This is a genomic window from Candidatus Angelobacter sp., assembly GCA_035607015.1.
Taxonomy (GTDB): Bacteria; Verrucomicrobiota; Verrucomicrobiia; order Limisphaerales; family AV2; genus AV2.
Window position 1 is genome coordinate 15,737 of the sequence record DATNDF010000061.1, and the last position, 14,228, is coordinate 29,964.

Sequence of the window (14,228 nt, forward strand, 5' to 3'; positions counted from 1 at the left end):
CCCGCCGGAACTGGCAAGGGAGAACACGGCTTACCGCCGCATCCTCGAGTGGCGGGTCCGCGCCCTTACGCGGCGATTTCCTGGGGGCCTTTGCCGCCGTTCACCAGAAACAGGACTGCCATGCGCACGGCCAGACCGTTGGTGACCTGTTCCAGAATTACCGAACGCACGCAATCGGCGATCTCGCTGTCGATCTCGACCCCGCGATTGATCGGCCCGGGATGCATGATGAGGACGTCGGGTTTCGTCCGCGCGAGACGGGCTTTGTTCAATCCGAACAGGGTGGCGTATTCGTTGATGCTGGGGAACATCGTCTTGCGCTGGCGTTCGTGCTGGATGCGCAGGAGGTTGATGATGTCGGCATCGGCAATGGCCTCGTCCACATCGTAGGTCACCCGGCAGCCCATCCGCTCGAACACACGGGGCACCAGCGTGCTGGGGCCGCACAATGTGACCTTCGCCCCGAGTTTGGTCAGCGCCCAGATGTTGGAGCGGGCGACCCGGCTGTAAAGAATGTCTCCAAGAATGGTGACGTTCAGCCCTTCGATCCTCCCTTTGCGCTCGCGGATGGTGAACGCGTCGAGCAACGCCTGCGTCGGGTGCTCGTGGGCGCCGTCGCCGGCGTTGATGACGCTGGCATTCAGAAATCGGGAAAGAAAATGGGGCGCGCCGGTTGCACTGTGCCGGATGATGATGATGTCGGCGTTCAACGCTTCGAGGTTTCGCGCGGTGTCCTTGAGCGTCTCGCCCTTTTTGAGAGAGGAAGCTTCCGCGGAGAAATTGATGACGTCCGCGGTCAACCGGAGCGCGGCCAGTTCAAAGCTGATGCGGGTGCGTGTGGAAGGCTCGATGAACAGATTGATCACGGTCTTGCCGCGCAAAGCGGGCACCTTCTTGATGGCGCGTTCGCCCACTGCCTTGAACGCCCTGGCAGTATCCAGCACCGCGGTGATTTCATCCGGAGTGAGCGACTCGATATCGAGCAAATGTTTGCGGTTCCAGGTCATTTCTTTTCCAGGCGGACGACGTCCTCGCCGTCGGTTTCCTGCAGTCGCACGGTGATCTGTTCGTTCAAAGAGGTGGGCACATTTTTGCCGACGAAATCGGCCTTGATGGGCAGCTCGCGATGGCCGCGGTCCACGAGCACGGCCAGTTGGACGCGTTTCGGACGGCCGAAATCATTAAGCGCGTCCAGGGCGGCCCGCGTGGTGCGCCCGCTGAACAATACGTCGTCCACGAGCACCACGGTTTTGCCGGTGATGTCGAAGGGAATCACAGTGGGATGTATCCGTGGCGCGGCCTGGCGACCGAGGTCGTCGCGATGCATTCCCACGTCCAGCGTCCCGACGGAAACAGCATGACCCCAGATGCCGCGCAAGGAACCGGCCAGTCGTTGCGCGAGATGCACTCCCCCGCGTTGCACGCCCACGAGGACAACATCGGCGCTTGCCTCGTTGCGTTCGGCGATCTCGTGAGCGATGCGGGCCAGCGCTCGCTGGATGGTGGAGGGGCTGAGAATAACGGTCGTGTCAGGCATAAAAAAATCGAACTGGCCCATCTCCTGATGAACCGGTTCGACGTAACAGGCGCGCTGTTCTCATGATTTCCTTTGCGGCCTCACCGGGCCGCTTTAAAGGATCCCGTCCGGCAACCCGTCAGTTGGTTTGCGGCTGCTGCGGCTGCCGGGATCTGCGCCACTTGGAGCGATGCTTCACGATCCAATCCGTCAAGGCACGTTCAAACCCGATGTCGTAGCCCGCCTTCTCCGACTCGATCCATTTATGTTTCAGAATCTCTTCGCGCTCGGCCTGAAACTCGCGATAAAGATTCGAGTTTTTTACCAGGTCGTTGGCCGAGGCGTCTGGTCTGTCGCTCATACCTAACGGTTAAACCATCTGAGTTCACCGGAATGTAACATTGCCCGCGGCGTTGACAATCCAAAATAAAGCGGGCACGTCATCGTCTTTGCCCGGCTTCAGCCCATCCTCTCACGCAAGGCCTCCGCAACCGCGATAAAGGCCTGTCCATAAGGTGCAGCGGGACTGGAAACCACGACCGGCACGCCGCAGTCGCCGCCGGCCCGGATTTCGGTGTAAATTGGAACTTCGCCAAGGAACGGAACATTCTGGCGGTCTGCTTCGGCCCGCCCGCCGCCGTGGCCGAATATCTCGACGCGTTCCCCGTTCGGGGTTGTGAAGTAACTCATGTTCTCGACGATGCCCAGGATCGGCACGTTCACCTTTGCAAACATGGCGATGCCCTTGCGAACGACGCCAAGCGAAGCCTCCTGCGGCGTGGTCACAATCACGCCACCGTCCAACGGCACGGTCTGGCAAAGCGAAAGCTGCGCGTCGCCGGTGCCGGGCGGCAGATCCACGAGCAGATAGTCCAGCTGTCCCCAGTCCACCTGCGTGACAAACTGCTGGATCGTTTTCATGATCATCGGCCCGCGCCAGATGACCGGCTGATCCCCTTCGAGCAAAAACCCCATGCTCATCAGTTTCACGCCATGGCTGGCGGGCGGTGTCAGCTTTTCTTCAGGACTGAGGGTCGGCTTCCGATTGATTCCCATCATAAGCGGGATGCTCGGGCCGTAGATGTCGCAATCCAGCAAGCCCACCTCCGCGCCGAGGTGTTTGAGGGCGCAGGCGAGGTTGACGGAGAGGGTGGACTTGCCGACGCCGCCCTTGCCGCTGGCCACGGCGACGACGCGACGAATACCGGGAACCTTGTTCTGGCCCGACCACGCATTGGCGCCGGCTGCAACCGGTTGACCGGCGGGTTGCTTTACTTCAACGAACACATGCTGCACATCCGGAAGCTTGCGGATCGCGGCTTCACAGCCGGTCTTGATCTGGCGGGCGATCTCCGCGTCTCCACCCGTCAACTGCACAATCACGCTCACCGCGCCGCTTCCGGCGGCGACCTGTTTCACGAGCCCGAATGACACGATGTCCCGTGAATAACCGGGATACTTCACGGCCTTCAGCGCTTCAATGACGACTTCTTCGTTCAACATGATTCGATATCGAAAGAACGATTGCTGATTGCCGTCCGGAAAGCAAGGGTCGCTGCACATTGTGTGCCCCGCGCGCCGATGCGAACTATCCTTCCGCGTCTCCGGGCGGGCGGTCGCTTGCTTTGAACTTCCGCCCCGGCTACCCTTCGCGGCAGATGCGTCTCCTCGACCGCTACCTTCTGCGCGAACTGCTCGTCCCACTGGGCTACTGTCTTGGCGGCTTCCTGGTCTTCTGGATCGCCTTCGATCTTTTCTCCGAACTGGGCGCGTTTCAGCAGGACAAGCTCAAGCCGCTGGAGATCGCCGAATATTACATCGTCATCACGCCTAGACTGCTCCAGGAAATCGTGATGCCCGCCGCGCTGTTGCTCGCGCTGCTGTACGCCCTCACGAATCACGCGCGACATCACGAGTTGACGGCAATGCGCGCTGCCGGTGTCAGTCTCTGGCGTCTCTGCGTTCCGTACCTGGTCGTCGGGATTTGCTGCAGCGCCTTCTTGTTTCTGCTGAACGAGGAGTGGCTGCCGGACAGCGCCGAACGCGCGGACCGGATCCGCAAGCAGCACACCGCCGTGCCGGCGGGTTCCCGGGATCAGCAGTGGCAGCCCGACTTGAAGTTCCGCAACGACGGCGATGATCGCTTCTGGCGCATTCGCGCCTATAACGTTGAGACCGGCGAAATGATCGAGCCCTATGTCGAATGGCGGCTGCCCGACGGCTCGCGCCGCCAGATGCTCGCCGAACGCGGTATCCGGAGCAACGGTGTCTGGACATTCTTCAACGTCCGCGAATCAGTTCCCGACCCTTCGCCCGATTCTCCCAAGGTCTGGGAGCAGACGAACGTGCTGGCGGTGGCCGAATTCTCCGAGACCCCCGAACAGATCAAAAGTGAAATTAAGATCAGCCAGCTCAGCAGCATCAAGGCCGCGAAAAGGCCCCAGCTCTCCATTGAGGAGATTCTCGATTACAAGCGACTGCATCCCCGCTTGCGACCGGCCGATCGCGCGTTGCTCGACACGCAACTGCACGCACGACTTGCGGCGCCGTGGACGTGCCTGATCGTGGTATTAATTGCCATTCCGTTTGGCGCACCCTCGGGCCGGCGCAATGTTTTCGCCGGAGTCGCTGCCAGCATTTTCATTTGCTTCACCTATTTCATCCTTCAGCGATTCAGTCTGGCCCTCGGCACGGGCGGGAAACTGCCGGCCGAGATCGCGGCCTGGTTGCCGAATGCGCTTTTTGCCGGGGCCGGAATCTGGCTTACCGCGCGGGTCCGATGAACCGGAGTCTCCGATCCGCGATTGACATTTTACGTTGCAGGCCGCCGTGCTTAACATCGGGTTGTGAACGACGAACTGGCCGAACTAAAAGTCCGCTACGAACGGCTCAGCCTGCTGCACCAGGTCGGCAACGTCATTCACTCCACCCTCGAACCGCGTGAGGCCCTCGCTTTGATCCTGGGGGAAGCCGTGCGTCTGATGCGCGCCTCCAGCGGCTCGGTGGCGCTGTTCAATCCGACAACCGGCTTTCTTGAAATTGAAGCCTCGCACGGCCTGCCGCCCAACGCCTCCCGGCTCAAATTGCGGCTCGGTGAAGGGATCACGGGCTGGGTGGCGAGGTCCGGCAGGCCGGCCCGCGTAGGTGACGTCTTGAAGGATCCTCGTTATATCCCAGTGCGCAAACATGTCCGGTCCGAACTCGCCGTGCCCCTCGAAGTGAACGGTGAACTGCGCGGCGTACTCAACGTTGATTCCGACCGGCTCAATGCGTTCGGCGCCGAGGACCAGTCTTTGCTCGAAGAACTCGCCGCGCAGGCGGCGAAGGTGATTCACAAAACCTGGTTGTATGAACAGTTGCGCCTCAAAGCGCGGCTGTTCGAGTCACTGGTCAATGTTGGCCAGACCATCAACTCCATGCTGAACCTGGACGACGCGCTCACGGCAATCACGCGCCAGGCCTGCCAGTTGATGACGGGCAAAGTGGCGTCACTGCTTCTCCTCGATGACAGTGGAGAATGGCTCGACCTGCGGGCGAGCTGCGGCGCCGGCGCAAGCTACGTCAACAAACCACGGCTCAACGTCGCCGAAAGTCTGCTGGGCATTGTGGTACGGCGGAAAAAGCCGCTCCAGGTTGGGAACGTGCAAACTTCGAGCCGTTATCAAAACGTCGAGATCGCGCGGCGGGAAGGACTGATTTCGCTGTTGGGCGTGCCATTGGTGTTTGGGGGCCAGGCCATCGGCGCATTGAGCGTTTACACCGGTGTGCCGCATGTCTTTTCCAACGAGGAAATCCGCATCTTGTCCGCGCTGGCGGATTTGTCCGCCATCGCCATCGAAAAGGCCCGGCTGTACGAACGGATCGTCGATGTCGAGGAACAGATGCGGCAAAATGAGAAACTGTCCGCGCTCGGCCTGCTGGCGGCTGAAGTCGCCCACGAAATCCGCAACCCGCTCACGGTGATGAAAATGCTCTATCACTCATTGGATTTGAAATTCCCGCGAGGCGACCCGCGCGCGAAGGACGCCGCCATCATGGGCGAAAAAATGGAACACCTGAACAGAATCGTGGAACATATCCTCGATTTTGCCCGGACGGCGGAGCCAGAGCCCATGCCGGTGAATTTGAACGAGTTGATTGAGGAGCTTGGTTTGTTGACGAGGCACAAACTCACACAACAACACATTCGGCTACTCCACCGACTCGAGCCGAATCTGCCGCCAGCGATGGCGGACGCGGCGCAACTCGAACAAGCCTTCCTGAATCTGATTCTCAACGCGGTCGAGGCCATGCCCCGGGGAGGCAGGCTGACCATCGTCTCCCGCGCTCTTCGTCCGGCCGGTACCGACACCGGCCCCACACGAGTCATCGTCGAGTTCAAGGATACAGGTCACGGCATGACGAAGGAACAGCGCGAACGGGCGTTCGACTCTGTGCTGAACACGACAAAGCGGAAAGGCACCGGCCTGGGACTTGCCATCGTGCGTCGCATCGTTGAGGCGCATCGCGGGCGGGTCGAGATCAAATCGCGTCGCGGTCGTGGCACGACGATCGGCATCGCGCTGCCGCTCTGACGGAATCCGCCAGTTTTTTGTGGCTTTGCGCGGACGGTTTACTATAACCCCGCCATGTCGTTCACTGATTTCCCCGAACAACAGCAGGTTGTTCAACTGCTGCAACGAAGCCTCGCGCGGGACCGGTTGGCGCACGCGTATCTTTTTACCGGCGGTGACCTGGCGGAATTGGAAGCAATGGCTCGGGCGCTGGCCAAGACCCTGAATTGCGAGCAGCCGCGAAGAAGCGAGTCTGGCAGTGCCATCGACAATTGCGACCGGTGCCCAAGCTGCCGGCACATTGACGAGATGCTTCATCCCGACGTTCATTGGGCGCGCCCGGAGTCGAAGCTGCGCGTCGTTACCATCGACCAGGTGCGGGATCTGATGGCAGAAGTGCATCTCAAGCCAACGGAAGCCGTGTTCAAAGTGGCCGTGATCGTTGGCGCTGACCGGTTGAACGTACAGGCAGCCAACGCGTTTTTGAAAACGTTGGAGGAACCGCCGCCCCGGTCGGTCCTCATTCTTCTTTCAACGGAACCCCAACGGGTGTTGGAAACAATCAGGTCCCGGTGTTTGAGGCTGAATTTTGCCGGTGCTGTCGGGCCACATTGCGATGAAGCACAACTTGCCTGGCTTGCGGAGTTCGGCGACGCGATGGCGACCGGATCGAAAGGTGTGTTGGGCCGATACCACCTGCTCGGAAATCTGATGTCACGTCTCGCCCAAACGAAGGCGGGGATCGAAAAGGCGCTTGCCGTATGCTCGCCGTTGGAGCGCTATGAGGATGTTGACCCTCCGCTGCGCGAGAAATGGGAAGAACAACTGTCGGCTGCCGTAGAGGCCGAATATCGAAGACAGCGCATGGACCTGATTGGCACGATACAGTGGTGGTTCCGTGATGTCTGGCTAAAAACCCTGGCATTGCCCGCTGGAATGCTGGGATTCGCGAAGTTGACGAATACAACTGCGGCTTTGGCCAGGAGAATCTCTTCGAGGGATGCTCTGGAAAATCTCCAAATGCTGGAGCAAACGCAGCGGCTGCTGGCCAGCAATGTTCAAGAAGCCCTCGCGTTGGAAGTGGTCCTGTTGAAACTGAGACTATGAACGTGATCCGCGGCGTTGCAGTATACTTCGAGCCGTCACGCAAAAAAATGGCCTAGTCAGGGCATAAGCTCAATTCTCCGATGCCGACAGGACTTTCAGAACACTGGTCAGGCAAGCCGGCGTGGCCGGGAGTTTTTGCCGGCTTATTGGGCGCATGGTTGGGACTGTCGCTTCTGAAATTCGGCAATCCGATCATCCTGGACCGACTGGTTGAACCGCCAAAAGGTTTTTGGGAATACGTCTTTGCTCCATGGCCGGTTGGGTGGGGTTACTGGATGTTGGCAGTTCTGACGCTGGGCGCAGCACCGCTGGTCCGGTTCAAGACCACGGCACCTCGGTGGCTGTCGGTCCTTCCGGTGATCTGGTTCCTGTGGCAACTCGCTTCCGCCGCCCGGACTGTTGAACCTCGCCTGACACAGGCGACGCTTTTTCACTTCGCCGCCTGCGTGGTCTGCTATTATCTCGGTTTGTTTGCATTAAGTCGCGTCCGACGGTTGAACTGGTTTTGGTTGTTCGTTCTTTTGGGATTTGCGTGGGTCCTTTGGATGGGGTTTGGGCAGCATTTCGGAGGACTGGAATCGACACGAGAAATGATTCGTCAGCAACCTGGCTGGCAAGAACTCCCGACAGAATATCTAAGGCGCATCGCCAGCGATCGCATATTCTCGACTCTGGTCTATCCCAACGCCCTTGCCGGCGCAATTCTGCTCTTCCTGCCGGTAATGCTGACAGTGCTTTTCGAAATGACCAGGCCACTCAACAACGTTATACGCGGCGTCCTGGTGGGTCTCCTGGCTTATGCCGGTTGCGCCTGTCTATACTGGTCGGGATCGAAATCGGGTTTGCTGATCACGTTGGCATGCGGCCTGACTCTACTGCTCCGGCTCCCTTTTAGCCGACAAACCAAGCTCGTGATCGTTGGGTTCGTTTTTTTGGCCGGACTGACCGGGTTTTTCATCAAGTTTTCAGAATACTTTCGCCGGGGCGCAACCAGCGTCAGTGCTCGATTCGATTATTGGCAGGCGGCCTGGCAGATTGCCAAGACCCACCCGGTTGTCGGCACTGGCCCAGGAACTTTCTCTATTCTCTACCGACAGATCAAAGCACCGGAGTCGGAAATGACCAGGCTTGTGCATAATAATTTCCTGGAGCAAGCGTCAGATTCTGGCGTGATTGGTTTCATTTCTTTTTCGACTTTTATCATCGGATCATTGGCGTTTCTGTATCGTAAATCCACTGCCGACCTGACTCGGTTTTGCATATGGATTGGTCTGCTCGGATGGTCTCTCCAAGGGCTCGTGGAGTTCGGCTTGTATATTCCGGCCACTGCGTGGCCGGCATTCCTTTTTTTTGGATGGCTGACTGGAGTGGAATTCGAATCGACAAGGCCAGATTGACGCACTATCTTCGGCATCTTGATGAAGATACTTTTTCTTAACGGTCCGAATTTAAACTTGTTAGGTCAACGCGAACCGGAGATTTACGGACGAAAAACGCTGGCGGAGATAGAAGCTGAAGTGCGGAAGAGGGCGACAAACGTGGGCTCAAAGGTCGAATTCAAGCAATCGAACCTCGAAGGGGAATTGGTCAATTGGATTCAGGCGGCAAAGGGCAAGTTCGACGTGGTTGTTTTGAACGCAGCGGCTTACACACACACTAGCGTAGCGTTACGGGATGCGATATCGGCGGTCGGCGTACCGACAATCGAGATCCACCTTTCAAACGTGCATACACGCGAAAGCTTCCGTAAGAAATCACTGATTGCGCCGGTTTGTGTTGGGCAAATTGCAGGTTTTGGAGCGAATTCCTACATTTTAGCTTTGGAAGCTGCCGTTAACATTAACGACCACGCAAAGCGCACATGAATTGCGTATTTAAGGTCATTTATTGCGTTAATTCGTTTACCGGACCTAACCTTAGAATACCAACTTGACGGGGGTGCGGCACAAGTTTAGTCTCGCAGCCAATTCAGAACCGAATTCGCGCAGAGTCGAATTGCCCGCTGCTGCACGTGCGCCAATGGCGATCAAATGCGTGTAGTTTCAATACCCCGGTGATTTCGAATCGGAGTAGTCTGTGGATATAAAAGACATTAAGGCCATTATCGATTTGATGAAGAAGAACTCCATATCGGAGTTCGAGCTCGAACGACAGGATTTTAAGATAAGGTTAAAGCGCGGTCTGAATGGCGGACCGGGTGTATCTCACGAGGACTTACAAGGAATGGGCGTGCCGACGCCAGCCACACAGTTGTCGCCGCATCCTGTGCAAACTGCATTACACCCCGCTTCGACTGCGGGCACCGAGTTGGAAATCAAATCACCAATGATAGGCACTTTTTACCGCGCGCCATCTCCTGAATCCGCTGCGTATGTTGAAATCGGCACTGAGGTTAACCCAGAGACCGTCGTTTGCATCATTGAGGCAATGAAGGTCATGAACGAGATCAAGGCCGAAGCCAAAGGCGTGGTAACGCAAATCCTGGTCGAGAATGCGAAACCAGTCGAGTTTGGCCAACCTCTGTTCAAAATCCGGCCCGTTTGATTTCCACTTACGGGTGTCAACAGTCTCCGGCTGCCGTTGATCGATTCGGACGCAATACCTTTGGCACATGTTTGAAAAAATCCTGGTGGCAAACCGCGGCGAAATCGCCGTCCGGATCATCCGCGCGTGCAAGGAACTGAACATCCGCACTGTGGCCGTCTATTCGGAAGTGGACGCCAATTCCATGCATGTGCAGCTCGCCGACGAAGCCATTTGCATCGGCAAGGCGCCCAGCAGCGAAAGCTACCTGCGCATCGACCGCATCATTAGCGCGGCGGAGATCACAGATGTTGACGCCATTCACGCCGGTTATGGCTTTCTATCCGAGAACGCGCACTTTGCTGACGTTTGCGAGAATTGCAACATCCGGTTTATCGGCCCGAGTTCGCGCGCGATGAACGCGCTCCAGGACAAGGCGGTAAGCCGCGCATTGGCCAAGAAAGCCGGTGTTCCCACGCCACCGGGCTCCGACGGTATGGTGGAGAACGAGCAGGACGCGATTATCAATGCCAAGAGGATAGGCTACCCCGTCATGATCAAGGCGATTGCCGGCGGTGGGGGACGCGGCATGCGCGTCGCGCATAATGACATCTCCTTGATCAAGGGCTACCACACGGCCCGCAGTGAAGCGGAAAAGGCCTTCGGGAACTCCGGGGTTTACATAGAAAAATTCATTGAAAAGCCCCACCATATCGAATTCCAAATCCTTGGCGACAATCGTGGCAATATCATCCATCTGGGGGAACGGGACTGTTCGATCCAAAGACGCAATCAAAAGATTGTCGAAGAGACGCCGTCACCGCTCATCGAGAATAAATTCAAGGATCTGCGTAAAAAAATGGGTAAAGCCGCTGTCCGCATCGCCGAAGTCGCCCACTACACCAACGCTGGGACGGTTGAGTTCATTGTGGATGACAGCGGTCACTTTTATTTCCTCGAAGTGAACAAACGGATTCAGGTCGAACACCCAATCACCGAGGAAGTCACCGGCTTGGATCTCGTCAAACACCAGATCCTGATCGCCATGGGTGAGCCACTGAAGCTTTCACAGAACGACGTCACCTTCAAAGGCCATGCCATCGAGTGTCGCATCAATGCCGAGGATCCGTTCGACGACTTTCGCCCCTGTCCGGGCCGGGTCGAAATGTATTATCAACCCGGCGGACGTGGTGTGCGCGTGGACAGCCACGCTTACGCGGGCTACACGATCCCTCCCACCTATGATTCACTGATCTCCAAGCTTATCACGTACGGGAAGGATCGGCGTGAAGCGATGGATAAAATGAGCCGTGCGCTAGGCGAATACATGATTACGGGCATCAAGACCACCATCCCTTTCGAGCAAGCAATTCTCCAGGATCCGAACTTTCGCCGTGGCGTCTATTCAACCAATTTCGTCGATCAACTGCTGGGCGGTGCGCGACGCGAATTGATCGAAGACAAAGCGTAACACATGTTGCGCTCCCGTCCGTGGCTCAGGTCGCCGTGACACCACTTTCAGAATGCCGGCTCTACACGTTTGTTGATACGGCTTACCTTCGCAACCGCCCCGTACACGATGTTGTCGGCCAGCTTTGCGATGGCGGCGCGGATTTGATCCAACTGCGTGCCAAAAACTTGCCAGGGACGGAAATCCGTCGGCTGGCCGAAGCAATTGTACCGGTCACTGCGCGGGCGGGCGTCTGGTTTGTCATCAACGACCACCCCCAAATCGCCGCAGAGGTCGGCGCGCCGCTATGCCACCTGGGACAGGAGGATTTTTTCGGCGCCGGGCGCTCGAATGTCGCTCAAGTCATTCCACAATCGGCCGAACTTAAAATCGGCCTCAGTTCGCATGCGCCAGCGCAGGCGGAACGCGCCATCTCTGCGGGCGCCGCTTATATTGCGATCGGGCCGGTTTACGCGACCGATACGAAGCCCGCCGCGAGGCCGGTCACTCTCAGCTACGTTCGCTGGGCCGCTGCCAACGTCAGAATCCCTTGGTTCGCCATCGGTGGCATTAACCTGCAAAATCTCGACGATGTCCTTGCCGCCGGCGCACGACGTGTCTGTGTTGTGTCGGCGATTTTGAGCGCGCCTGATATTGTCGAGGCTTGCCAGAACTTTAAGAACCAACTACGTTCCGCGCCGCCGCGAGACCCGGCATTGTGAAGTTTGAATCTGTATGAGTGTTCTTGTTGTCGGTTCCACCGCGCTTGATTCCATCAAGACCCCTTGCCGCGATAACCCGCGCCTGCTCGGGGGCTCGGCCAGCCATGCGGCCGTCGCCGCCAGTTTTTTCTCGCCGGTGAAGTTGGTCGGCGTCGTAGGCGACGATTTTCCGAAGCGCTACGTCCGGCTCTACCGCCGTCACGGCATTGACCTCGAAGGATTACAGGTGTCGGCCGGAAAAACCTTCCATTGGGCGGGCGAGTACGAAGTTAACATGAACAATCGGCGCACGCTGGCAACCGAACTGGGTGTGTTCGAAACCTTCACACCCAACCTGCCGGCGTCCTATCGTCGAGCACCCTTTGTTCTCCTGGCCAACATCGCGCCCGCTTTACAGCATCACGTGCTCGACCAGATGCAGCGCCCCAGATTCGTGGCCGCCGACACGATGGACTTGTGGCTCAACATCGCCTTGGGCGACCTGCTCAAGCTTCTTCGCCGTATTGACGCTTTCGTGCTGAACGACAGCGAAGCTCGTCAACTGACAAAAGAAGACAACGTGATCGCCGGAGCGAAAAAGATCCACCGTTTGGGACCGCGCTATGTGATTGTGAAGAAAGGGGAGCACGGGGCATTGCTTTCTTCACCGAGCGGAATGTTTATTTCGCCAGCGTTTCCCCTGGACAGAGTCGTTGATCCCACGGGCGCTGGCGATTCTTTCATTGGCGGGTTGATGGGTTATCTCGCTGGAAGCAGGGGCGGTTTGGATGCCAACCTTAGAAGGGCTATGATCTATGGTAGCGCAGTGGCATCTTTTTGTTGCGAAGGGTTTGGTCTGGCCCGCACGACAAGAATCACGCGTGCAGCTATCGATCAGCGCGTCAATCAGCTTGAACGAATGGTTCGACTGTTTTGAACAAAGGCGATCCCGAAAACCGCGCAGTTGCACGACGGGAGCAACCCTGATACAAGCATGGCCACGGAAGCGGGTGTGGTTCAATGGTAGAATGCGGGCTTCCCAAGCCTGAGACGAGGGTTCGATTCCCTTCACCCGCTCCATTGATAGTCAACGACTTACATAGAAGTGCAGTATGGGTGCAGTAAACTCATTGAAGCGAAGGTAGTTTCTCTTTTTATCGGAAAGCCCTCGTTTCTGAAATATTTCACAGGTTTTTGATTCCTTACTCGGGTGAAACAAGGTGCCTCGTTGACCCGATTCGGTCTGCCATGCGAAGCTTTCGTGGTGCCAAACCTCTTTCACCTTATCGCTGTCGTCGCGCTGACTTGGCCGTGTGCCGCCCAAGACACGCCCTCCAGCGCCCAAAAACCAGCCACCGGCGGCGGCGGCAACCTAACATCCCATTCCCAAGGACTCCACGGCTACATCGGCTTCGGGCACGATAAACTGCCGTCCGATGGCGGTTACAGTGCGGGTATGGGTTTCTATTCTGCGGTCTGGTCGCTGGTGGATCAGCCATTGGAAAACTTCCAGATTGGTCTGCCCAGCGCGTGGATTCAGCCGGACAACTCTGACAACAAGGATCAACCGCTCGCGCCGCAGGGAACACTGGCGCGCAAATGGAAGGAGCGCGGTCCCACTTGGACCAGCGTTTTCCAGACTGTGGAAGGCGGCTTGGGCTACTGGGCCGGAAACCACTTCCGCTACGGCCCGCCGAAGTTCAGCATGAACGCCACGCCGCAATGCTACGATTACGAAGTCGGCTCGCCCGGCTGGTCCTTTTTTTACAGCAACGAGGCGCTGCCCGACAATCGCCTCGGCATTGCGCAGTTGAGCAACCGCCTGCTGATTCCTCCCGATGCGCTGCCGTTCCAGGGCAATCCCAATGGCGAGTTCCTCGGCTATACCTGGATGGCGCTGCCCTTCACGGATCCCACGACCGGAGATCCGCCGACAGGCGACCAGAGCTGGACCTGCTTCCTCAGCGCCGCCAACTTCAAAGGCCCGATCGCCTACTACATCCCGGAGACGTGGAGCAAAATCGGCAAATTGTTCAACTATCCGTTCATCTATGGTCGTGGTCTCGACGCGCGCCCCGGCAACATGGGCGGTGGCGCGATGGAGATTAACACCGTGCCGCGCTTCGACTCCAAGGACGCGCAGGGGACGGCATACACAAAGCTGCCCAAGCTGCAATTTCCGGTGGACGCTGAAGGCCGCGCTTTCCTCGTTCAAGATGTCACCTACTATTCGAAGTCAGCGCTCTACGACGCCGTCAAGGCCTGGCGCGATGGCGGCCCGGCCTGCTCCGGCCGGATGGATGAAAAGGGCGCGTGGAAGCCCAAGCTTAAAACCAGCACGCCGCACTACGACCAGGCGGGCAAGAAGATCACCGGCG

The 14,228-nt window shown here is 57.9% G+C and carries 14 protein-coding genes and 1 tRNA gene; 11 read left to right on the top strand and 4 right to left on the bottom strand.

Annotation, left to right across the window (positions count from 1 at the left end; genetic code table 11):
* Nucleotides 1-65: 65 nt before the first annotated feature.
* From VN887_02475 to VN887_02490, 4 genes are all read right to left on the bottom strand, one after another.
* Entirely contained in the window at nucleotides 66-1,007 is a 942-nt protein-coding gene (locus VN887_02475; GenBank protein ID HXT38866.1) for an aspartate carbamoyltransferase catalytic subunit, read from the bottom strand.
* Entirely contained in the window at nucleotides 1,004-1,537 is a 534-nt protein-coding gene (pyrR, locus tag VN887_02480; protein ID HXT38867.1) for a bifunctional pyr operon transcriptional regulator/uracil phosphoribosyltransferase PyrR, read from the bottom strand. Before pyrR ends, VN887_02475 begins: the two co-directional genes overlap by 4 nt.
* Before the next feature lie 118 nt (nucleotides 1,538-1,655).
* Nucleotides 1,656-1,877 (bottom strand): hypothetical protein, encoded by a 222-nt coding sequence (locus tag VN887_02485; GenBank protein ID HXT38868.1) that lies wholly within the window; start codon nucleotides 1,875-1,877, stop codon nucleotides 1,656-1,658.
* 98 nt (nucleotides 1,878-1,975) lie between these two features.
* Nucleotides 1,976-3,019, bottom strand: a complete 1,044-nt coding sequence (locus tag VN887_02490; GenBank protein ID HXT38869.1) for an Mrp/NBP35 family ATP-binding protein — start codon at nucleotides 3,017-3,019, stop codon at nucleotides 1,976-1,978.
* Nucleotides 3,020-3,174: 155 nt separating this feature from the next.
* Between VN887_02490 and VN887_02495 the strand changes: the two genes are divergently transcribed.
* From VN887_02495 to VN887_02545, 11 genes are all read left to right on the top strand, one after another.
* Entirely contained in the window at nucleotides 3,175-4,299 is a 1,125-nt protein-coding gene (locus VN887_02495) for an LptF/LptG family permease (GenBank protein ID HXT38870.1), read from the top strand.
* A 63-nt stretch (nucleotides 4,300-4,362) separates the two neighbouring features.
* Nucleotides 4,363-6,090: a GAF domain-containing protein gene (locus tag VN887_02500; GenBank protein ID HXT38871.1), complete on the top strand. Its 1,728-nt coding sequence runs from the start codon at nucleotides 4,363-4,365 to the stop codon at nucleotides 6,088-6,090.
* Between the two features lie 54 nt (nucleotides 6,091-6,144).
* Complete coding sequence (locus VN887_02505; protein ID HXT38872.1) at nucleotides 6,145-7,176, top strand: hypothetical protein; 1,032 nt, start codon at nucleotides 6,145-6,147, stop codon at nucleotides 7,174-7,176.
* A 509-nt stretch (nucleotides 7,177-7,685) separates the two neighbouring features.
* A complete protein-coding gene (locus tag VN887_02510) occupies nucleotides 7,686-8,573 on the top strand; it encodes an O-antigen ligase family protein (GenBank protein HXT38873.1) in 888 nt (295 codons plus the stop codon).
* Between the two features lie 18 nt (nucleotides 8,574-8,591).
* Nucleotides 8,592-9,041 carry a type II 3-dehydroquinate dehydratase gene (aroQ, locus tag VN887_02515; protein HXT38874.1) on the top strand — a complete coding sequence of 150 codons (450 nt, stop codon included), beginning with the start codon at nucleotides 8,592-8,594 and terminating at the stop codon, nucleotides 9,039-9,041.
* A gap of 211 nt (nucleotides 9,042-9,252) precedes the next feature.
* A complete protein-coding gene (gene accB / locus VN887_02520; protein ID HXT38875.1) occupies nucleotides 9,253-9,720 on the top strand; it encodes an acetyl-CoA carboxylase biotin carboxyl carrier protein in 468 nt (155 codons plus the stop codon).
* A 67-nt stretch (nucleotides 9,721-9,787) separates the two neighbouring features.
* A complete protein-coding gene (gene accC / locus VN887_02525; GenBank protein ID HXT38876.1) occupies nucleotides 9,788-11,170 on the top strand; it encodes an acetyl-CoA carboxylase biotin carboxylase subunit in 1,383 nt (460 codons plus the stop codon).
* A 35-nt stretch (nucleotides 11,171-11,205) separates the two neighbouring features.
* Nucleotides 11,206-11,871, top strand: a complete 666-nt coding sequence (gene thiE / locus VN887_02530) for a thiamine phosphate synthase (protein HXT38877.1) — start codon at nucleotides 11,206-11,208, stop codon at nucleotides 11,869-11,871.
* A 13-nt stretch (nucleotides 11,872-11,884) separates the two neighbouring features.
* The gene (locus VN887_02535; GenBank protein HXT38878.1) at nucleotides 11,885-12,787 is read left to right on the top strand and encodes a PfkB family carbohydrate kinase; all 903 of its coding nucleotides are present in this window, start codon (nucleotides 11,885-11,887) and stop codon (nucleotides 12,785-12,787) included.
* Between the two features lie 69 nt (nucleotides 12,788-12,856).
* Nucleotides 12,857-12,930: transfer RNA gene (locus VN887_02540), tRNA-Gly, on the top strand.
* 376 nt (nucleotides 12,931-13,306) lie between these two features.
* Nucleotides 13,307-14,228, top strand: a 922-nt coding sequence (locus VN887_02545; GenBank protein HXT38879.1) for a hypothetical protein, incomplete at its 3' end; no start/stop codon positions are given.